Origin of the sequence: Microbacterium sp. 5K110 (assembly GCF_005774735.1) — a bacterium.
GTDB lineage: Bacteria > Actinomycetota > Actinomycetes > Actinomycetales > Microbacteriaceae > Microbacterium.
This window is the reverse complement of sequence record NZ_VBUM01000068.1, coordinates 1-20,377: the sequence shown is the minus strand read 5'-3', so window position 1 is coordinate 20,377 and position 20,377 is coordinate 1. Positions and strand designations below refer to the sequence as shown.

18 protein-coding genes are annotated in these 20,377 nt (G+C 72.3%); 1 reads left to right on the top strand and 17 read right to left on the bottom strand.

The features are described 5' to 3' along the window. Nucleotides 1–146: 146 nt before the first annotated feature. A complete protein-coding gene (locus tag FE256_RS13665) occupies nucleotides 147–2,366 on the bottom strand; it encodes an NADP-dependent isocitrate dehydrogenase (protein ID WP_138176531.1) in 2,220 nt (739 codons plus the stop codon). A gap of 217 nt (nucleotides 2,367–2,583) precedes the next feature. On the opposite strand from FE256_RS13665, the gene FE256_RS13660 reads away from it, so the two are divergent. Beyond that, nucleotides 2,584–3,036, top strand: a complete 453-nt coding sequence (locus FE256_RS13660; protein WP_138176529.1) for a GNAT family N-acetyltransferase — start codon at nucleotides 2,584–2,586, stop codon at nucleotides 3,034–3,036. A gap of 26 nt (nucleotides 3,037–3,062) precedes the next feature. Here FE256_RS13660 and FE256_RS13655 read toward each other — a convergent pair whose 3' ends face one another. The 16 genes from FE256_RS13655 to FE256_RS13595 all read right to left on the bottom strand — a co-directional run bounded on the left by FE256_RS13655 (nucleotide 3,063) and on the right by FE256_RS13595 (nucleotide 20,371). After that, nucleotides 3,063–3,836 carry a hypothetical protein gene (locus FE256_RS13655; protein WP_138176527.1) on the bottom strand — a complete coding sequence of 258 codons (774 nt, stop codon included), beginning with the start codon at nucleotides 3,834–3,836 and terminating at the stop codon, nucleotides 3,063–3,065. Further along, nucleotides 3,833–4,561 carry an ABC transporter permease gene (locus tag FE256_RS13650; protein ID WP_138176525.1) on the bottom strand — a complete coding sequence of 243 codons (729 nt, stop codon included), beginning with the start codon at nucleotides 4,559–4,561 and terminating at the stop codon, nucleotides 3,833–3,835. The genes FE256_RS13655 and FE256_RS13650 overlap by 4 nt, the downstream gene beginning before the upstream one ends. Continuing rightward, nucleotides 4,558–5,274, bottom strand: a complete 717-nt coding sequence (locus tag FE256_RS13645; protein WP_138176523.1) for an ABC transporter ATP-binding protein — start codon at nucleotides 5,272–5,274, stop codon at nucleotides 4,558–4,560. The genes FE256_RS13650 and FE256_RS13645 overlap by 4 nt, the downstream gene beginning before the upstream one ends. After that, a complete protein-coding gene (gene mpaP, locus FE256_RS13640) occupies nucleotides 5,271–6,950 on the bottom strand; it encodes a daptide biosynthesis intramembrane metalloprotease (protein ID WP_138176521.1) in 1,680 nt (559 codons plus the stop codon). The genes FE256_RS13645 and mpaP overlap by 4 nt, the downstream gene beginning before the upstream one ends. After that, nucleotides 6,940–7,761 (bottom strand): daptide-type RiPP biosynthesis methyltransferase, encoded by an 822-nt coding sequence (gene mpaM / locus FE256_RS13635; RefSeq protein WP_138176519.1) that lies wholly within the window; start codon nucleotides 7,759–7,761, stop codon nucleotides 6,940–6,942. The genes mpaP and mpaM overlap by 11 nt, the downstream gene beginning before the upstream one ends. A gap of 80 nt (nucleotides 7,762–7,841) precedes the next feature. Then, nucleotides 7,842–7,964, bottom strand: a complete 123-nt coding sequence (gene mpaA3 / locus FE256_RS18590; protein WP_289508590.1) for an MpaA3 family daptide-type RiPP — start codon at nucleotides 7,962–7,964, stop codon at nucleotides 7,842–7,844. Between the two features lie 62 nt (nucleotides 7,965–8,026). Continuing rightward, entirely contained in the window at nucleotides 8,027–8,155 is a 129-nt protein-coding gene (mpaA2, locus tag FE256_RS18585) for an MpaA2 family daptide-type RiPP (RefSeq protein WP_289508589.1), read from the bottom strand. Nucleotides 8,156–8,194: 39 nt separating this feature from the next. Further along, nucleotides 8,195–8,332 carry an MpaA1 family daptide-type RiPP gene (gene mpaA1, locus FE256_RS18225; protein WP_171024342.1) on the bottom strand — a complete coding sequence of 46 codons (138 nt, stop codon included), beginning with the start codon at nucleotides 8,330–8,332 and terminating at the stop codon, nucleotides 8,195–8,197. Nucleotides 8,333–8,337: 5 nt separating this feature from the next. Beyond that, on the bottom strand, nucleotides 8,338–9,540 hold the full coding sequence (locus FE256_RS13630) for an iron-containing alcohol dehydrogenase (RefSeq protein WP_138176517.1): 1,203 nt from the start codon (nucleotides 9,538–9,540) through the stop codon (nucleotides 8,338–8,340). After that, entirely contained in the window at nucleotides 9,537–10,838 is a 1,302-nt protein-coding gene (gene mpaD / locus FE256_RS13625) for a daptide-type RiPP biosynthesis aminotransferase (protein ID WP_138176515.1), read from the bottom strand. Before mpaD ends, FE256_RS13630 begins: the two co-directional genes overlap by 4 nt. After that, nucleotides 10,835–11,851, bottom strand: a complete 1,017-nt coding sequence (gene mpaB, locus FE256_RS13620; protein WP_138176513.1) for a daptide biosynthesis RiPP recognition protein — start codon at nucleotides 11,849–11,851, stop codon at nucleotides 10,835–10,837. The genes mpaD and mpaB overlap by 4 nt, the downstream gene beginning before the upstream one ends. A gap of 231 nt (nucleotides 11,852–12,082) precedes the next feature. After that, complete coding sequence (locus FE256_RS13615) at nucleotides 12,083–13,900, bottom strand: ABC transporter ATP-binding protein (protein ID WP_138176511.1); 1,818 nt, start codon at nucleotides 13,898–13,900, stop codon at nucleotides 12,083–12,085. Continuing rightward, complete coding sequence (locus tag FE256_RS13610) at nucleotides 13,897–15,786, bottom strand: ABC transporter ATP-binding protein (RefSeq protein WP_138176509.1); 1,890 nt, start codon at nucleotides 15,784–15,786, stop codon at nucleotides 13,897–13,899. The genes FE256_RS13615 and FE256_RS13610 overlap by 4 nt, the downstream gene beginning before the upstream one ends. A 305-nt stretch (nucleotides 15,787–16,091) precedes the next feature. Beyond that, nucleotides 16,092–16,589 (bottom strand): methylated-DNA--[protein]-cysteine S-methyltransferase, encoded by a 498-nt coding sequence (locus tag FE256_RS13605; protein ID WP_138176534.1) that lies wholly within the window; start codon nucleotides 16,587–16,589, stop codon nucleotides 16,092–16,094. 5 nt (nucleotides 16,590–16,594) lie between these two features. Then, nucleotides 16,595–18,121: a DNA-3-methyladenine glycosylase 2 family protein gene (locus FE256_RS13600; RefSeq protein ID WP_138176507.1), complete on the bottom strand. Its 1,527-nt coding sequence runs from the start codon at nucleotides 18,119–18,121 to the stop codon at nucleotides 16,595–16,597. Between the two features lie 222 nt (nucleotides 18,122–18,343). Beyond that, the gene (locus tag FE256_RS13595) at nucleotides 18,344–20,371 is read right to left on the bottom strand and encodes a hypothetical protein (protein WP_138176532.1); all 2,028 of its coding nucleotides are present in this window, start codon (nucleotides 20,369–20,371) and stop codon (nucleotides 18,344–18,346) included. Nucleotides 20,372–20,377: the final 6 nt, after the last annotated feature.

Below are 20,377 nucleotides of genomic sequence, written 5' to 3'. Positions count from 1 at the left end.
CGCCGAGACTGCCGAGGCATGCGGGCGCGGCGGAACAGCCAGCCACCGCCACCGCCACCACCGCCGATACTGCCGGAGTCATGCGGGCGCGGCGGGAACGGAAGAGGGGCGGATGCCGCTGGCATCCGCCCCTCTCGGGTTCCGTCTCAGCGCAGGGCGTCGATGATGCCGTTCAGCGTCGCGGAGGGACGCATGACCTTCTCGACCAGCGCGGTGTCGGGACGGTAGTACCCGCCGATCTCGGCCGCGTGGCCCTGGACCGCGTTCAGCTCTGCGACGATCGTGTCTTCGTTCGCGGCGAGGGCCTCGGCGACGGGGGCGAAGACGGAGGCGAGCTCGGCATCCGTCGTCTGCCGCGCCAGCTCCTGCGCCCAGTACAGGGCGAGGTAGAAGTGGCTGCCGCGGTTGTCGATCGTGCCGAGCGCACGGCCGGGCGACTTGTCGTTCTCGAGGAACGTGCCGGTCGCGGCATCCAGGGTGTCGGCGAGCACCTGCGCGCGGGCGTTGCCGGTGAAGCCGGCGTAGTGCTCGAGCGAGGCCGCGAGGGCGAAGAACTCGCCGAGCGAATCCCAGCGCAGGTAGTTCTCTTCGAGGAGCTGCTGCACGTGCTTCGGCGCCGAGCCGCCCGCTCCGGTCTCGAACAGACCGCCGCCGGCGAGCAGCGGAACGATCGAGAGCATCTTGGCGCTCGTGCCGACCTCGAGGATCGGGAACAGGTCGGTGAGGTAGTCGCGCAACACGTTGCCGGTCACCGAGATGGTGTCCAGGCCGTGGCGCAGACGCGCCAGCGTGTAGCGGGTCGCCTCGGCGGGCGGGAGGATCAGGATCTCGAGACCGTGCGTGTCGATCGTCGCGAGCGCCTGGTAGACCTTGGCGATGATCTGCGCGTCGTGGGCGCGGTTGACATCGAGCCAGAACACGGCGGGGACGTTCGTGGCGCGGGCGCGGCGCACGGCCAGACCCACCCAATCGACGATCGCGACGTACTTGGTCTGCGTCGCGCGCCAGATGTCGCCCGCCTGCACGTCGTGCTCGATGACGACGTTGCCATCACCGTCGACGATCTCGACGCGGCCGTCGGCAGCGATCTCGAACGTCTTGTCGTGGCTGCCGTACTCCTCGGCCGCCTGGGCCATGAGTCCGACGTTGGGCACGGTGCCGATCGTCGCCGGGTTCAGCGGACCGTTGGCGATGACGTCGTCGATCACGGCCTGGTACACCCCCGCGTACGAGGAGTCGGGGATGACCGCGAGGGTGTCTGCCTCTCCCCCGTCGGCGCCCCAGAGCTTGCCGCCGTTGCGCACGAGCGCCGGCATCGAGGCATCCACGATGACGTCGGACGGAACGTGCAGGTTCGTGATGCCCTTGTCGGAGTTGACGTACGACAGGCGCGCGGCCTCGTCGACGGCCTTCTCGAACGCTGCGGCGATCTCATCGCCGCCCTCGACCGACGACAGACCCGACAGGATGCCACCCAGACCGTTGTTGGGGTTCAGGCCCGCCGCGGCGAGCTTCTCGCCGTACTGCGCGAACACGTCGGCGAAGTACGCCTTGACGACGTGGCCGAAGATGATCGGGTCGCTGACCTTCATCATCGTGGCCTTGAGGTGCACCGAGTACAGCACGTCGTCGGCCTTGGCCTGAGCGACCGTCTCGGCGAGGAACGCGTCGAGCGCGGCGGCCGAGAGGAACGTGGCGTCGATGATCTCGCGCGGGAGGACCTTCAGCGAGTCCTTCAGGACCGTCACGGTGCCGTCGGCCGCCGTGTGGCGGATCGTGAGCACGTCGTCGTGAGCGGCGACCCACGACTTCTCGTTGCTCTTGAAGTCGTCGTGGTCCATCGTCGCGACGCGGGTCTTCGAGCCCTCGGCGAACGGCTTGTTGCGGTGCGGGTGCTTCTTGGCGTAGTTCTTCACCGCGAGCGGGGCACGCCGGTCGCTGTTGCCCTCGCGCAGCACCGGGTTGACCGCGGAGCCCTTGATGCGGTCGTAGCGGGCCCGCACGTCTTTGTCGTCGATGCTCGAGGCGTCTTCGGGGTAGTCGGGGATGTCGTAGCCCTGCGACTGCAGCTCGGCGATCGCAGCCTTCAGCTGCGGGATGGATGCCGAGATGTTCGGCAGCTTGATGATGTTGGCCTCGGGGAGCGTCGCCAGGCCGCCGAGCTCGGCGAGCGCGTCGCCCACGTGCTGCTCGGGGGTGAGGCGCTGGGGGAACGCCGCGAGGATGCGTCCGGCGAGCGAGATGTCGCGGGTCTCGACGTCGACGCCCGCCTGGGTCGTGACAGCCTGCACGATGGGCAGGAAGGACGCGGTCGCAAGCGCCGGCGCCTCGTCGGTGTACGTGTAGATGATGGTGGAATCGGGCACGTCGAATCTCTCCGTAGAGGCGGCCAGGGTTGCTCTTCAGCCTATCGCACCGCGGCAAAGTCTCTTGATGTCGAGATAGTTGGGGGTGTCCCCGCGGCGCCCGGGGCGGCGCTCGGGCCCCGATGAACGCCGTCCGCGAACGGCGTTCATCTAATCGTCGGCCGGGCGATGGCATCCGAAATGTTGCGCGGATCGGCGGGGCGGATAGCCTGGGCGCATGGCCGACCTTCGTCTCGTCGAACTCTCCGCCTCCACGATCGTGGCGGTGAACACGCTGTCGCTGAAGCCCGGACAGGAGCAGTTCCTCGCTCCGGTGAGCTACGGCATCGCCGCGACGGTCATGGATCCGCAGACGTCGTGGCAGCGTGTCGTGCTCGACGGAGACGAGGTCGTGGGGTTCGTCAGCGCGAACTTCGACCCCGAGGCGCACGAGGAGCACTTCCGCTCGGTGCTGTGGCGCATCAACGTCGACGCCGACGAACAGGGACGCGGCGTCGGTCGCTACGCCCTCCGGGCCCTGCTGGACGAGGCACGCTCCCGCGGCATGGACCACGTCGACGTCATCTACGAACCGGGCGTCGGCGGCCCCGAGGCGTTCTTCCTCCGCGCGGGCTTCGAGCCCGTCGGAGAGACGGAGTACGGCGAGACCATCGGCCGCGTCCACATCTGACGCGGCGGTGAGCCGCGGGTACGGCGTCAGCGGAGATCGCGGCGCACGAACGACCACGCGCCCGCCGTCAGTACAGCCGCGACCCAGGCCGCAGCGACCGCGACCGCGACCTCCGGCGTCGGACCGACGGAATCACCGATGCCCAGCGCGGCGAGGTCGAGGCCGACGGCGCGCAGCATCGCGGGGAGCGGCAACCAGGCCACGATGTCGGGCCACAGGGGCGCCCCCATCAACGCGATACTGAGCGAGAACGGCGCGACGAACAACGCCGGGAGATGCGCCTGGACCAGGAGCCCCACGCCGAGTCCCCATACGGCCGAGGCTCCTCCCACGCCGAGGACGGCGAGGACGGCGGGGGCGTCGAGCCCGACGAGACCGAAGGCGGGTGCCAGCGCGAGTCGCCCGCCGAGCACCGCGGTCGCGGCCACGAGCGCGCCCCCGAGCGCGATGAACGGGACCCGCCCGGTGAGGGCCCAGCGGCGAGGCTGCAGCGTGGCACGCTGCGCCACGACTCCCGTGCGGCGGTCGATCGTGTAGCGGAACGAGCCGTAGATCGCGGCCATCACGGCGGCGTACACACCGATCACGGTCGACAGCGGCCCCACCACCAGCGCCTTCGCGTCGTCGGGGGCGCCGGCGGCGTCGCCGGGGATGCCGGCCGCGATCGAGGCCGACAGCACCAGCGCCGCCGCGCAGACCCCGGCGAGTGGCAGGTCCGCCGCGAAGCTCCGGCCCTGCGCGGCGAGTGCGCGCCCCATCCGCACCGGAAACGATGCGGTGGGCAGTGCGGCACCGGTCACGTGAACCTCCGACGTCCGACGACCCATGCGCACACCGTCAGGGCGAAGGTCCAGGCCAGGGCCACCGCCAGGCCGGCACCCGGCGCGAGCAGACCGGGGTGGTTCTGCGGCGAGGCCAGGGCCGCGAGCGACAGTCCCGGCAGGAACCGCGCGACATCGGGCGCGGTGCCCAGCAGCGCGAGTTCGAAGGCGATCGGACCGGCCAGCACGATCGCCGCCGCGACGTAGTAGTTGCCGACGATCCAGCCGATCGACGCGCCCATCACCGCCCCGAGGAGCGCCGCCGGGAACGCCCCGAGCACCGTCGAGAACGCCGCCGCGGGCACCGCGAAAGCCCGCCCGTTCACCGCCAGCACAACGGCCACGACGCCGCACCACACCGCGACCAGCCCGGCGGTGAGCACGAGGCCGACGACGACCGCCGCGACCCCCTTGCCGAGGAACGCCCGCGTGAATCCGACCTGCACGATGGATCTGCCCATCGATCCGTAGTAGAACTCGCGGGTGACGCCGAAGGCGCCCGCGAACGCCGCCACGACGAACGTCCACGCCACCGGAGCGAAGAGCAGCGGCGCCGCGTGCGCGGCATCCAGGCTCGTCATGCGGCCCAGGGTGTCGTCGCTGGTGAGGATGATGACGGGGATGAACCCCGCCAGCAGGAGGACCGCCAGCGTATTGGCCCCGCTGCGGGCGCGCAGGATCTCGGCCCGAATCGCCCCGATCACGCCCGGGTCCCTTCGACGAGGTCGAAGTAGCGGTCCTCGAGGGAGTCGCCGTCTCCGCGTACGAGATCGGCGAGCGCTCCGGAGTACAGCACCTTCCGGTTCAGGATGACGACTTCGTCGACCGTGTGCTCGAGCTCGGCGAGCTGGTGACTCGAGACGAGGACCGAGCCGCCGTCCGCGGCGAACGCGCGGAGGTACCGGCGCAGCCAACGGATGCCGTCGGGGTCGAGGCCGTTGGAGGGCTCGTCGAGCACCAGCGTGCGAGGCGCGCCGATGAGCGCCGCGGCGAGTCCGAGCCGCTGGACCATCCCGGTGGAGAACGACTTCACCCGCCGGCGGGCATCGTTCGTGAGCCCGACCTCGTCGAGCACCTCGTCGACGCGACGACGCGGCGCGCCGACGGCGAGGCGCGCGATCTCGAGGTGGCGTCGGGCGGTGATGCCGACCTCGAAGCCGAATCCGTCCATCTGCACACCGACGTGCGCCGACGGCTGGGCGAGACGAGCGAAAGGCACACCGTCGATGAGGGCCGCTCCGTCGGTCGGTGCGGACAGACCGACGACGGCGCGGAGCGTCGTGGACTTGCCCGCCCCGTTCGGTCCGAGCAGCCCGACGATGCTGCCGCGGCGCACCGCGAACGAGACGTCGTCGACGGCCGTGCGCGAACCGTAGGTCTTGGTGAGGTGGCGCACCTCGATGGCGTTGTCGGTCATGTCCGGTCTTCCTGAGGGTCGTCGAGCGAGGGGAACAGCGAGGCGAGAAGTGCCGAGACGGGATCGGCCACGTGGGTGGACCACACGTGCGAGAGCAGAGAGCGCGTGCCGAGGTGCACGACCGCGCGTCCGCCCGCCGGGATCACCGCGTCGACGGGCAGGTCGATCACTCCGACGGCGACGGCATCGACCTCGACACCGGAGACCTCCACGGGGGCGAAAGCCGAGATCGGCGCCGCGTGCGATCGCGGATGCTCCGGATGCGCGATCCCCGAGGCCACGGGCGCGTCGCCGAGGATGCCCCGGGTGGAGAGCACGACCGGGGTGCCGTCGTCGAGCGGGACGGTTGCGGCCGAGTCGGCGGGCACGACCAGGAGCGTGCGCGCACCATCGACGGCGAAGCCCGCGGAGCGCACGTCCGCGACAGGGATCACCCCGGCCGCCCCGATGATCGCGGCAACGAGGGTCGCCCCGACCAGGAGGAACCGCACGCGCCCCCGCCCCTTGCGTGCGCCGGCCGCGAGCCACCGCACCACCGGAACGCCGACCGCGAGGAGGATCGCGACCTGCAGCACCAGGACGAGGAGTGCGCCCACCGGGCCCGCCCCCGACAGGGCACCCACGGCGCGCTCGAGGGCGAACCACACCAGCGCGGTGGGGACGAGGACGCTGAGCACGCCGAACGGCACGCTCCACCACCGCGCCAGTGCCCGCGGTTCGCGCTCGGCGCCGAAGAGCACCCGCCGGGCGGCCGCCCCGGCGTCGGCCATCGTGCGCGCGCGAAGGTTCGGCTCGTCGATCGCGCTCATCAGCGCGATGTAGCCGTCGAACCGGACGAACGGCACGAGGTTGACCACGACGACGGTCGCGCACGCGCACGCGAGCAGGAGCAGCGTCCGGCGCGTGTCGGCGTCAACGGCCGCGAGCGCGCACAGCGACGCGGCTCCGGCGAGCACGGCGTGCACCGCGGGGCCGGCGAGGGCGATCACGACACGGGACGCCCGGGAGGGCAGCCGCCAGGCATCCGTGACATCGACGAAGAACGCCGGACCCAGGTACAGGAGCATCACGCCGGCGCGGCGGGGCCGTGCGCCCGCGTGCGCGAGGCTCACTCCGTGCGCCACCTCGTGGGCGAAAGTCGCGCACACCAGGACGAGAGCGACCACGAGCACGTCGGTCAGCGGAAGCGGAGAGGCGAGGGCCGTCATCGCCTCGCCGGACTGCACGACCAGCGCGATCCCGCCGAGGAGCATGACCGCCGCGATCGGCCACCGCATCCACCCCACCAGGGCCGGACGAAGCACGCGATGCAACACGGCGAAGAGTTGGGGGGCGCGCAGGGTCGCGAACTGGATCGTCAGCGGCGGGCGATAGGTCACACGCCCGGCCGTCCGCCGCTCGGATCCGTGGAGCAGACCGGCGCGCCGGAATCGGTCCAGGAGGTCGGCGAACTCCGCCGCGGAGTGCGCGGGGGCGAAGCGTCGACGCAGCTCGTCGACGCTGGTCGACCCGTCCATCGCGCGCAGCGTCTGCGCGACCGGGGTCGACACGCGCGAGACCGGCACGCCGTCGACCGTGACGAGCCAGCGGTCCGTGTCTGCTCCGGGTTCGAGACGGACGGATGCCGACACCCGCGGACTCGCGGCGACCTCGGGGGTCCGCGCCTCACGCGTCATGGGCACCTCCGTGGTCGACCCCCGTGCGCAGGAGGAGCATGCCCTCGCCGTCGGCGACCCCGGGGCTGCGCACGGGGATCGTCGCGGGCGGGCGGAATCCGTTCTGCTCCAACTCGGCCGCGACGGTCGCAGCATCGAGCAGCTGCAGACGGGTGGTCAGCACGGGCACGGGCTCTGGGGGCGCGGGCAGCGGGAGTGGCATCCAGTTGACCACCCGGCGGGAACCGTCGGGTTCGACCTGCTGCGACTGCAGGTAGCGGGTCACGCGGTCGCCGGATGCGACCGAGATCTCGCGATCGCCCGATGTGCGCAGAGCGCGCAGTGCCTCATCCCCCGCGACCGACAGCAGCAGGGTGCCGGTCGGCGCGAGGTGGCGTCGGACGGCGCGGAACAGGCGCCGGCGATCGTCGCGGTCGAGCAGGGTGATCGAGGTGGCCGCGATCACCACGAGGTCGAACTCGCGGCCGAGGTCGAAGGCGCGCATGTCCGCGACGACGAGGTCGCAGCGGGCACCCGGCGGCAGAGCATCGCTCAGCCGCTGCAGCATGGAGGGCGACAGGTCGAGGGCGGTGACGGACTTCCCGACGCGCAGGAGCGGGAGCGTGACCCGGCCGCTTCCGGCCGCGAGGTCGAGCACCGCGGGTCCGCTGCGACGCGCCACGGCGAGGACCTCCCCGATCTCGGACCTGTCGGGACCGACGAGCTCGTCGTAGAAACGCGCGCCGTCGCCCGCGTACACGTCGCGGGGCTCGGCGCGACGACCGGCGTCGTCCAGGAGTCGGTGCACGGACAGGGTGAGCGGAGCGGTCATGGATCCTCGTTCCGGGGGCGGTGGGCTGCGGAACCGTCGAGGGGGACACGTACGGGGCGTCTCCCCCTCGACGGCGGCGATCAGGTGGCGATGGCGACCGTCGCGGCGGCGATGGCGATGATGTAGCTGGCGTGCTCCCACCACTCCATCGGGGCGTCGAGCTCGTCGAGCTCGTCGAAGCGCAGAGCGAGATCGTTGGTCATGTGTCACCTCCTCGGGTGCCGACAAGGACCGGATGCCGCGGGCGCGGCATCCGTGAGCGGGTTCAGGTGGCGGAAAGGGCGAGGAACCCCAGGGCCACTCCGTAGCTGAAGCCGCGGAACCAGTCCCATCCGTCGTCGGGGGCGTCCATCGAGTCGAGCTCGACGAACTCCAGCGTGGGCGTCATGTGCATGTCACCTCCTCGGGGTCGTGTCGGACGAGCGGCTGAGCGTCACGTGGCGATCGCGACACCGATGCCGACCACGGCCAGACCGCCCAGGACGCCCTTGTAGAAGCTCTCCCAGCTGGGGGTCTCGAGGGCGTCGAGCTCGTCGAACCTCAGCTGCGGCGAAGGCGTGGAAGACGTCATTGTCATCACCTCCTCCCTCTGCTCTCGGGGGCGAGCGGGGGCAGGAGGCGTGACGCCTCGGCGGACGGGTTCGGGTCCCATCGCGCTCGATCGAGGACGTCACGCACGTCGGGGGCCGTGATCCCGCGGAGCGCCGGCCCCCGACGTGCCCACCGCCGCTCCACCCGTCCGGCGATCGACGCCAGGGCGTCCTCGCTCGGGCGCGGCGCGAGCGGCAGTCCCCAGCGCGCGACGAGGGCGTCGATGCCGGCCGCCGGAGCGAGCGGGAGCCGCGTGTCGCGGACCACCTCGCGCCAGAACGCCTCCAGCGGCCCGAGCGATCCCCAGCGGGAGTCGCCGTCCTCGATGCGCTGCCACACGCGGGAGACGACCGACGCCGTCGCCCGCATCTTCGTCGTTCGGGCGACGAAGGACACCTCGTTGGCGAGGTACCAGTGGCGGGGGCTGAAGGGCGCGCGTCCGCGAAGCGCGGCGCTGCGCTGCGTGGCCGCGCTGCATCGGGCGATCCGCAGGCGCGCGGCGTCCGAGAGCGGGCCGTGACCGAGCCCGACCAGGGCGCGTGCCAGGGTCACCGCGTGCGCCGTCGCGCGCGGATGTGCCCGGGCCGCGGTGCTCGCGCCGGCGAGACGCAGGAGGGCCTCGAGGCAGCCGGCCCGCACGTCGCGGGCATCGAGCGAGCGGTAGTTCACGTCGTCCAGGACGGCGTACCGCGGCCGCAGCACCTCGCCGAGCAGGAGGCACTGCCCTCCGGCCGTGCGGACGATCGCGACCGCATTGGACTCCGCCGATGTACCGACGGTCGTCGGCACGGCCACGACGTCGATGCCCGCGGCATCCCCCTCGGGGATCCTCACGACCGGGGCGCCGTCGGCGCGGGCGAGCGCCCAGTCGAGCGTTCGGGGAGCGGAGACGCCGATCGCGGCGACGTTCACCGCGTCGATCGTGGTTCCGCCGCCGATCGCGACGACGACCCCCGCCCGAGCGGCGCGCACGCGTTCGCTCAGGTGGGCGACCGCCGTGGCATCCAGTTCTGCGGGTTCGACCGCGATGACCGTGTCGATGGACTCGAGATCCTGCGCGAGGTGTGCGATCCGCTCGTCGACCACGACCGCCGCGCGGCGGCCTGACGTGATCGCGGCGCAGGCCGCCGGCGTGATCGCCGAGCCCGCGACGAGGGTCGACCGCCGTCGCCGGATCGCTGCGGTCACGGGGCGCCCTCCGACACGCGCGAGAGTCCCGCACGGATCGCCGTGTCCAGCTCGGCGAGATCGCCGTCGTCGAACCCGTACGCGGGGATGAGCTGGATGCCGTCGACCCCCGGATGCACGACCGCGCCCGCGTCGCCGATCGCGGCGACGACGTCTGCCACGCGTTCGGCGGGCAGTCGCGGAGTCGCTCCCGACGAAACGGACGACCACGCCGATGTGGCCGGCGGTCGCGACGCACCGTGGTCGGCCAGGGCCACGGCGAGGAAGGCTCCGCGTCCGCGCACCCCGACCGCGAGCCCGTCGCGCACCAGTCCGTCGGCGAGCGCGCGCAGCCGCTCGCCCAGCCGGCCGACGGTGGCGCGCACGTCGGTGCGGCGGACCTCCTCGACGACGGTGCGAATCGCGGCCGCGACGGCCGGTGTGCCGGCCTGCGTCTCCCCGTGCACGAACGTCGCGCCGTGGTCGCGGAAGCCGGCCACGATGCGGGGGCCCACCAGCAGCGCGGCGGCGCCGAGTGCGCCGTTGGTCAGCGCCTTCGAGAGCACCAGGACATCGGGCGGGCGCGACCACTCTCCCGAGGCGAACAGCGCTCCGGTGCGCCCGAACCCCGTGGCGACCTCGTCGGCCACGAGCAGGAAACCGTGCGCGTCGCGGAGGTCGAGCACCGCGTCGATGAACGCCCGGTCCACCGGATGGGCACCGCTGCCCAGGAGCGGCTCGATCACCACCGCGGCGACCCGCGCTCCCTCGCGGCGCAGCAGTGCCGTCAGCTCCGCCCCGCCGTCGGCGTGGTCGACGTGCCGCACCGCACGCCGGTCGAGGGCGTACGCGCCCTGACCGAGCGCGTCGCCGCTCAGGGCGTGGCTGCCGTACATCGTGCCGTGGTAGCTGCCGCGCAGACCCACGACGAGCGTGCGCGCCCGCTCACCCCGCTCGAGGTGATGCTGTCGGACGAGCTTCATCGCGGCATCGTTCGCTGCGCCTCCGGCGGTGGAGAAGATCACGCGCTCGTAGGCGTCGCGGCCGGCGAGACCGAGCAGGGCATCGGCGGCCTCTTGCGCCGGACGATGGACGCCGCGGAAGAGCGACAGGTAGGACGCGTCGCGAAGGGCAGCCGCGACCGCCTCGGCGATGCCCTCATGCCCATACCCGAGGGGCACGTTCCACAGGCCGCTCGTTGCGCACAGCCGGACCGATCCGTCGGCGTAACGGATGCGGTGCCCGGATGCGGACACGGCGATCCGGCCGGCGTCGACGACTGTGTCCGCGGGCGAGAGCGCCGGCCAGACGGGGCTCATGCCCCTCCCCCGACGACAGCGCCGGGCAGCGGGACGCCCGTGCGCACGCCGAGGAGGTCTGTCGCCTCGGCGCAGAGTCGCCGCGCGGAGCCGAGGGAGACGCCCAGGTCGTGTGCGACGCGCTCGGCCGCGCGGGCGACGTCGGGCGAGGTCTGCACCGCCGCCACGACCGTCGCCGTGGCCGCGGGAACACGCTGTCGACGACGCGTGCGCACGTCGACGAGAAGGAGTCCTGCGGGCGTGGTCACGAGGAACGGATCGTCGGGATGGGGCTGCGTCCTGCCGGCTGTGTCGAGCACCGACCAGCCGAATCCGTCGATCGACGCCGCCCCGGGCTCGAGTCCCAGCGCCGCGACCACCTCGGCGGCGTGCCGATAACGCCCGAGCCAGGGCCGCGTCGCGAGGTCGTCCGCCACGCGCTCGGGCACCGTGATGCCCGCGACAGCCGTCCACCGCGGCACCGGCGTCGTCAGCGCCGTGCCGACGGGGCCGACGACGCCGCCCTGCGCCCCCGCGGTCACGCGGCCGTCGCCGTGCACGTGGAGCGAGACCGGGGCCGCCTCGGCGAAGGGGGCGTCGAGGACGGCGGCATCGGCGAGACGCAGCCGCCCGTCGATCAGAGGCGCCGTGAAGACGCCCGCGTCACGGGCGAGCTCGGCGTCGTCGAGGAAAGCGCTCCACCCGTCGGCGTCGAGGAACCGGACGGCGGTGGGACCGATGAGCTCGACGTAGGCGGCGGCCGCGTAGTGCTGGAGTTCGACGGTGTGTCCGGCCACGTGCAGGGTGTCGCCGACCTCATCGAAGGCACCGCTGTAGCGGACGACATGAGCCACCGTGTCGACGGGCGCGTCGGCCGGGACGAACAACACGTCATCGCGGCCGAGGGCTGCCGCTGCCGGAGCGGTGGGCGCGTCGGGAGCGCAGAACACCGCCTGCCGGAACGACTCGTGCCGGCCCGTGATCCACTCCACGACCATGCGCGCATCGCGCGCATCGACTGCCCCTCCGGTCACCGGATACATCCCCTCGCCACTGCCCCGCGCACTTCCGGAGCGCGGGGACCCTCCGTCGAAACGGGGTCGAGAAGAAATGTATACATGCCGCCGAGACGCGGCGAGGCACGCGGGGGCCGAATCACCCGACCCGGAAGAGGCGCTCACCCCGCGCCGCGAACACGTCAGGTTCGGCACGACAAGCGAACGGATGCCACGGCACCGGGGCCGTGGCATCCGTCCTCCGATCCGTCAGACGAGCGACTCCCGCCACGAGGCGTGCAGCTGCGCGAACTTGCCGGTCCCGGCGATGAGCGCGTCCGGGGCGTCATCCTCGATGATGCGACCGTGCTCCATCACGAGCACACGGTCGGCGATGGCGACCGTCGACAGCCGGTGGGCGATGATGATCGCCGTGCGGTCGGCCAGCAGCGTCTGCAGCGCGTCCTGGATGAGGCGCTCGCTGGGGATGTCCAGCGACGCCGTCGCCTCGTCGAGGATCAGCACCGCGGGATCGGCGAGGAAGGCCCGAGCGAACGAGATCAGCTGCCGCTGCCCCGCCGACACGCGTCCGCCGCGCTTGTTCACGTCGGTGTCGTAGCCGTCGGGCAGCTTCTCGATGAACCCCTCGGCCCCCACCGCCCGGGCAGCGGCACGGATCTCGTCCATCGTCGCGTCGGGCTTGCCCAGCGCGATGTTGTCGGCCACGGTCCCGCTGAACAGGTACGCCTCCTGCGTCACCATGACGATCGCGCGCCGCAGGTCCTTGGGGTGCAGCCGCCGCAGGTCGACGTCGTCAAGCGTGACGGCCCCCTTCGTGGGGTCGTAGAAGCGCGAGATGAGCTTCGCGAGCGTCGTCTTGCCGGCGCCCGTGGTGCCGACGAGGGCGATCGTCTGTCCCGCGGGGATGTCGAGCGAGAAGTGCGGCAGGATGACGCGCTCCTCCGAGTACCCGAACGTGACCTCGTCGAAGCGAACGTGCCCGCGGGCGCTCCACAGGTCGACGGGGTCGACCGGGTCGGGGACCGTGGGTTCCTCCTCGAGCACGCCGGAGACCTTCTCGAGCGCCGCCGTGGCCGACTGGTACGAGTTGAGGAAGAACGCGACCTCTTGCAGCGGGGCGAAGAAGTTGCGGACGTACAGCACGGCCGCCGCGAGCACACCGATCTCGAGCGCTCCGCCGATCACGCGACCGCCGCCCCACAGGAGCACGAGGGCCACCGAGACGGATGCCACGGCCATCAGGGCCGGCTCGAAGGTACCGAAGAGGCGGATCGAGCGCATGTTCACGTCGCGGTACTGGCCCGCGAGCTCGCCGAACTCCTCGTCGTTGCGCGGCTCCTTGCGGAAGGCCTTCACGGCGCGGATGCCGGTCATGCTCTCGACGAACTTCACGATCACCTGCGCGCTGACCACCCGCGACTCGCGGTAGATCACCTGCGACCGCCCGTAGAACCAGCGCATCAGCAGGAACAGCGGAAGGCCCATGACGGTGAGGACGAGGCCGGACTGCCAGTCGATGAGGAACAGCGCGACGAGGGTGAACAGGCCGTACAGCACGCCCGAGACGAGCTCGTTCAGTCCCCCGTCCAACAGCTCGCGGATCGTGTCGAGGTCGCTCGTCTGGCGCGAGATGATGCGGCCCGACGTGTACGACTCGTGGAACTCCAGGCTCAGGCGCTGGGTGTGCAGGAAGATGCGCTTTCGCAGGTCGAGCATGACGGCCTGCGTGAGGCGCGCCGCGACCACGACGTACCAGCCGATCAGCACCGCGCCGCCGATGCCGGCCGTGAGATAGATCGCGACGACGAGGATGGTCGGCATCCAGTCGTTGTTCTGGATGACGGCGGGCAGGGCGTTGTCGATGCCGAACGCGATCAGCGCCGGACCGGCGACGCGCAACGCCGTCGAGACGACGAGCACGGCGGCGGCGAGCACGAGCTGCCAGCGCAGCGGCGACACGAGCGAGCCCAGCAGACGCAGGGATCGTTGGCGGATCGCGCGACTCTCGTCACGCGTGTAGTCCGAGCGATCCTCGCCGCTGGTCCCGGAGACGGTGGTGGCGCTCATCGGGTGGGCTCCTTCTCGGAGGTGGTGTCATCGGCCGCGGCGGTTCGGCCGCTGTCGGATCGGATGACCGGGATCGCCCCGGTTTGCGCCTCGCGCTCGGCCTCGGCCTCTTCGAGGCTCGAGATGACGTGACGGTACGCGTCGCTCTCGCGCAGCAGATCCGAGTGCGTGCCGACGGCGGCGATACGCCCGTCCTGCAGCAGTGCGACACGGTCGGCGAGCGTCACGGTCGAGGGCCGGTGCGCCACGACGAGGGCCGTGGTCTCGCTCAGCACCTCACGCAGCGCGTCCTCGACGAGGGCCTCGGTGTCAACGTCGAGAGCCGACAACGGGTCGTCGAGCACGAGCACCGCGGGCCGGGCCGCGACCGCCCGGGCGAGAGCGAGACGCTGCCGCTGACCGCCGGACAGGCTCAACCCCTCTTCGCCGATGACGGTGTCCACCCCGTCGGGCAGGTCGTGGACGAAGTGCGCTTGCGCCACCCCGAGGGCCTCGCGCAGGACGGCCTCGGCTTCGGGCGACCCCGGCGGGAGTTCTTCCCGGCCGAGCAGCACGTTCTCGCGCACCGTCTGCGAGAACAGCGTCGCGTCCTCGAACGCCATGCCGACGTGCCGACGGAGTTCGGACAGACGCAGCTCGCGGACGTCGACGCCGTCGAGCAGCACGCGCCCGCCCGTGACGTCGTACAGGCGTCCGGGGAGCGTGGTGAGAGTGGTCTTCCCGGAACCGGTCAGCCCCACGAGCGCCATCGTCTCCCCCGGACGCAGGCTCAGGTCGACCCCGTCCAGCAGATCGGGCTCGGAATCCGCGGCATCCTGGTACCGGAAGTGGACCCCCTCGAGCACGAGTTCCCCGCGGGGTGCGGCGATCGTGCGGGGCTCTGCGGGGTCGACGATGGTGTTGTGCTCGTCGAACACCTCGAAGATGCGGTCGGTCGCGGTGCGCGCGTCCAGCAGGAACGAGAACAGGAAGCCGATCGACTCCATCGGCCACCGCAGCACCGTGGCCATGGCGAAGAACGCCACGAGCTCGGGGATCTGCAGCTCTCCGAGCTGGGTCAGCACGATGCCGGCCCCCAGGCACACCGCGAACGCGATGTCGGGCAGCAGCACGAGCCAGAACCAGATCCACCCGATCGCACGGGCCTTCCCGAGCTCGGTCTCGCGCAGCGACTCCGCCTGCCGTGTGAACTTCTGCAGCGCGTGCTTCCCACGACCGAAGGCCTTGAGGACGCGGATGCCGTGGACGCTCTCTTCCACCGAGGTGGCCAGGTCGCCCGCCTGGTCCTGGCTCTGCCGGGCGAGCGCGCCGTAGCGCTTCTCGAAGCGGTAGCCGGCGTACCACAGCGGCGCCGACGCGATCAGGAAGAGCGTGCCCAGGAGCCAGTGCCAGCGGAAGAGCAGGACGGCGCCGATGAGGATCGTCAGGACGTTGACGATCAAGAGGATCAGGCCGAACGCCAGCCAACGGCGCAGCATGCTGATGTCCTGCATCATGCGCGAGAGCAACTGCCCCGACTGCCACCGGTCGTGGAAGGCGACGGGCAGACGCTGCAGCCGCGAGTAGAACGATTGGCGGAGGTCGTACTCGACCTTGGTCGCGGGGGCGAGCACGAACCAGCGGCGCAACCACACCATGCCGGCCTCGGCCAGCCCCAGCCCGAGGATGAGGAGGGCGCCCCAGGCCAACTGACCGGGATCGCCCGAGCCGATGGGACCGGCGACCAATTGCTCGAGGACGAGCGGGATCGCCAGGGCGAGGACGCTCGCGCCCAAGGCGCTCACGGCACCGAGTGCGAGGCGCGGGAGCACGGGCCGGGCGATGGGAAGCAGCCGCGCGAGCGAGCGGGGTGTCGAGAGATGCGGGCGGGACGGTGCGGTGGTCATGATCCTCGTGGGGTCGAAGCGACGCGCCGGAGTGGGCGCGGGAAAGGGGATGCCAGGGGGGAACCGGCGGAGGTCCGCCGGGCGTGCGACGCGCGAGCGGTCGGAGCGCTACGGGCGGGCGACGGCGGAGAAAGCGGCACGCACGACGGGGGCGTCGATCTGGTCCATGGCATCCTCCTCGATCGGTACACAGCCACCGGGGGACGCGGCAGCTTTTCAGGATATGCCTGAGGGATCCCTGGAGGCAAGACTGGATCCGAGGGCACGGGCGCCGTCCGCTGCCGCGGGCTCCGATGCCCGAGGGGTCACCCCGCGGCTTCGCGTTCGAGCAACCGGCGCTTGACCTCGACGCCCCACGCGAACCCGCCCATCGTCCCGTCGCCGCGCAGAACCCGGTGGCACGGCACGAACAGCGCGGGCGCGTTCCGGGCGCAGATGGATGCCGCCGCCCGCACCGCCGTGGGAGAGCCCAGGGCGGTCGCGAACCCGGTGTAGGTGAGCGGCTGCCCGGGACGGATACCGCGCAGGGCGGCCCACCCCCGCTGCTGCAGGGGCGTGCCGAACTGCGCGACCTCGACGCCGTCGATCGCGGCGAGGTCGCCGTCGTAGTAGGCGCGGACGGCGTCTGCGGCGCGGGTCTCGCCCGTGACGACGGTCACCGGGCGGTGGGCGGGTCGCAGGCGCGCGAGCATGGCATCCCTGTCGTCGGTCCAGCCCGCGACCAGCACGCGGTCGGCGTCGTCGGCGAGGATCGCGAAGGCGCCGTCGGGGGTGTCGAGGAACTGCAGGGTCGCGGCGGTCACGGTGCTCACGGGGCGGGCTCGCTTTCGGTGGGAGACGGGACTGTGTCGGTCGCGCGCCACGCCTGGGTGACGGGCGCGGCGTACCAGTAGTGCGCCATCGCGTAGCTGCGCCACGGAGCGAGCCGATCCGACCACGCCGTGAATCCGGCGGCGTCGGACGGAAGGCCGAGGGCTGCGGCACCCGCGCGCGCGGCGACGTCACCCGGCAACAGGACGTCGGGGTCACCCAGCACGCGCATGCGCACGTAGTCGGCGGTCCACGGGCCGATCCCCCGCAGCGCGAGGAGACGGGCGCGCTGTTCCGCGCCGTCGTCGCCGGGACCCAGGGCGAGCGAGCCGTCGGCGAGTGCCGCGGCGGTCGCGACGATCGCCCGGCGACGGGCCTCGGGCCCGCGCAGCACGTCGATGCCGCTTTCCGCGATCACGGCGGGCTCAGGAAACAGCGTCATCGGCGAGCCACCGATCTCGGTGGTCTCTCCCAGCTCGGCCGAGAGGCGGCCCTGCATCGTGCGGGCCGAGGCGACGCTGATCTGCTGACCGATCATCGCCCGCAGCAGCATCTCCCCGGCATCCATGGCGCCGGGCACCCGCACGCCCGGGATCGCGGCGACGGCGGGCGCGAGCTCGGGGTGCCGTACCAGTGCCTCGTCGATCGCGAGCGGATCGGCGTCGAGGTCGAACAGGCGGCGGACGCGCGCGATGAGCGTGCCGAGGTCGGCGGGGGCGGTCAGCCGGGCGCGCAGACGCAGCCGCGAATCGGCGCCGCGACGCACCTCGAACCACGCCGGTCCGCCCGGGAGCCGCACGACCCGGGCGAACGACGTGTCTCCGCCGATCTCGACGCCGGGGACGGCGTGCGCCCGCATCCAGCCGAACAGCCCGACCGTGTCGATCGGCCCGCGGACGGGCAGCGCCAGGTCGATCTCGCCGACCGGGACCACCCCGGCGGCCCGCGTCCGACGTGCGCGGAGGGCGGTGGGCGACATGCCGAACACCTCGCCGATCGTCTCGGTGAACTGCCGGACGCTGGAGAACCCCGACGAGAAGGCCACGTCGGTCGACGACAGGTCGGTGCCCACCAGCAGCGCGCGAGCGGTGTGGGCGCGCTGCGCCCGGGCCAGGGCGAGCGGTCCGGCACCAAGTTCGGCGGTGAGCAGCCGACCGAGGTGACGCGCCGAGTAGCCCAGGCGCCGCGCGAGTCCGGGAACGCCCTCGCGGTCGACGACGCCGTCGGAGATGAGGCGCATCGCCCGCGCCGCGACGTCGCCGCGGACGTCCCACGCCGGCGACCCCGGGGCGGCCTCGGGAAGGCACCTCTTGCAGGCGCGGTACCCGGCCTCGTGCGCCGCCGCGGACGTGGCGTAGAACGTCACGTTCGCCTCTTTCGGCGTGCGCGCGGGGCAGCTGGGCCGGCAGTAGATGCCCGTCGAACGCACGGCGGTCACGAACTGCCCGTCGAAGCGGCGGTCGCGCGACTGGATCACCCGGTAACGCTCGTCGAAGCCCCGGGCCTCTGTCGCGGTGATCGTCATGGCATCCACCCTGCCACCGACCTCCGACACTGTCCGGCGGAAATCGGACACGAGGATGCCGGCGCGGTGCGCCCCACGCCGGTTCGCGCCGTGCACGCCAGCCGCTGAGCCGCAGCCGACCCCGATTCGGGGCGCGTTCTTCCGTTCGGGGCGCGGAATCCCCCGCCCCGAACGGAGAATCGCGCCCCGAACCCGGCTCGCGCGAGCCCGCGGCCGCGGGGCTCAGCGCTCGGCGATCGCGAAGCCGCCCGCGGGCAGCACCACCGTCGTCTCGTCGTCGAACGCGATCGTGCGCAGCAGCGCTCCGCGGGCGTCGTACACCCGCACCGTTCCGCCGCCCGAGACGGTCGTCCGCTGCGCGGACGGGGCGCTGGAGTGCACGAGCTCGCTACGACTGTCACCGCCCGCCAGCACCAGGCGCGACACCCACGGCCGAACGATCAGCCCGTCGAGCACGAGGTCGCCGCGCAGCGCGGTGACGTCGACCGTGCGGCGCCGTTCCGGGACCGGCACCCGCAGGGCGTGCGGCAGCAGAGCTCCCGCCGTGGGCGAAATGCCCTGGGCGGGACCGGTGGCCTTCAGCGCGCCGTTCCCGCGCCAGCGCGAGAGAGACGTCTCCCCCGGCTGCGAGAACACGACCGGTTCGACCCAGCGACGGGAGTCCGAGGGACCGATGTCCCACGTGGCGCTCTGCCCCGGGCGCAGGGTGAGGGCATCGCCCGACCAACTGGACTCCCCCGTCCACGACGCCGGCGTCGACACCGTGCCATCGGTGGCCGTGGCATCCTCGGCTTCGACGAACGACAGTCCGACGCGGTCCGCGACCGACGTCAGCGCCGTCGCCCGTGCGGCGATGTCGGGGTGGGCGTCGAGCGCGAGTGCGGTGAGCAGGCCGTGCATCGTCGACTCGGCCCCGCTGTTGCGGTTGACCGTGCCGTCGGGCTGCAGACCGTCGAAGGTCACGCCCGTCGCGGGGTCGTACATCTGTGCGCCGGCGTGGTTGGCGCCGAAGAACCACGCAGCCTGCATCCCGGCCAGTTCGGCGAACGCCGACGAGCCTGTCGTGTCGGCGAGAGCGACGAGCGACTGCACCCGCGAGTCGGCGCCATATGCGATCTGGACCCGGTCGGTGGGGCTCGGGAACCAGCCGTTGTCGGGCCCACCGGCCGTGAGCAGGGTCGTCGTGAACCCCGTCGCGTCGGCGATCGCGGGATCTGCCAGGGCGGGGTCATCCAGCACGTCGGCGGCCACGGCGAGCGCCGCGGGCATCTGCGAACCCCACGCGTGCCACATGGCCGGCGACTGCGCCCACGGCAGCACCGCGCCGTAGGGCCACTCGCGGGAGGATCCGGATGCCATAGCGGCCACGCCCTCGGCGAGCTGACGCGCCGCGGTGGTCGAGGAGTCGTCCCCGGCCCGGACGGCGGCGGTCAGTCCGAGGACGGCCTCGGCCGAGGCATCCGCCCCGTCGACGATGAGCCACGCGGGAACTCTCTTGCCATCGGACTCGACGTACTGGCCGTAGCGCGAGAGAACGTCGCGCTCGATCGCACCACGCGACAGGGCGAGACGTTCCTTCAAGAATGCAGCGAAGTCGGGGTCGTCGTCGACGAACGCCGCGTACCCCTCGCCGAGCGCCCACACGGTGCGAGCAAGCCAGTAGCTGGGGCCGGAGTCCGAGGGGTCGGGCAGTTCGATCGGCTCTGCCGAGGGGTTCAGGTCGCCGTCGGGTTGCATCCACAGCACGACGTTCCCGGCATCCGGTCCCTCGGTCGTCTGGTGGTAGGCGACCGTGCGCAGCAGCTCGTACGCCTTGTGCCGGCTGCCGTCGTCGCCCGTCTGCTGCCAGTGGCGGAGGTAGACCACGGCGGCGCGGGTGGTGTCGTCGGCGTTGTACGCGCCCTGCCCCCAGTCGCCGGTCGCGGGGTCGAGCGGGCCGCCGCCGACGCGTTCGAACGTGCCGCCGTCGCGCGCGTCGGCGTAGGTCCACGGCGCGAGGAGCGTGGGCTCTTCGGCGAGACGGTAGGTGGTGTGGCCGGCGACGTCGGCGGGCGGGGTGGGCTCGCCGAGCAGGAAGTCGAGGTGGTCGAGGTTGGTCAGCGGCGCCGCGGCGGTGGCCGGTGCCTCGGTCATCGCGGCCGGTGCCGCGGCGGTGGCCGGAGCCGGAGCCGAGGCCGCCGCCGTCAACGGCACCGCGAGGGCGACCGCGCCGAGCAGGGCGAGGCCGCGCGCACTCCATCGTGCGTTCATGGGGGG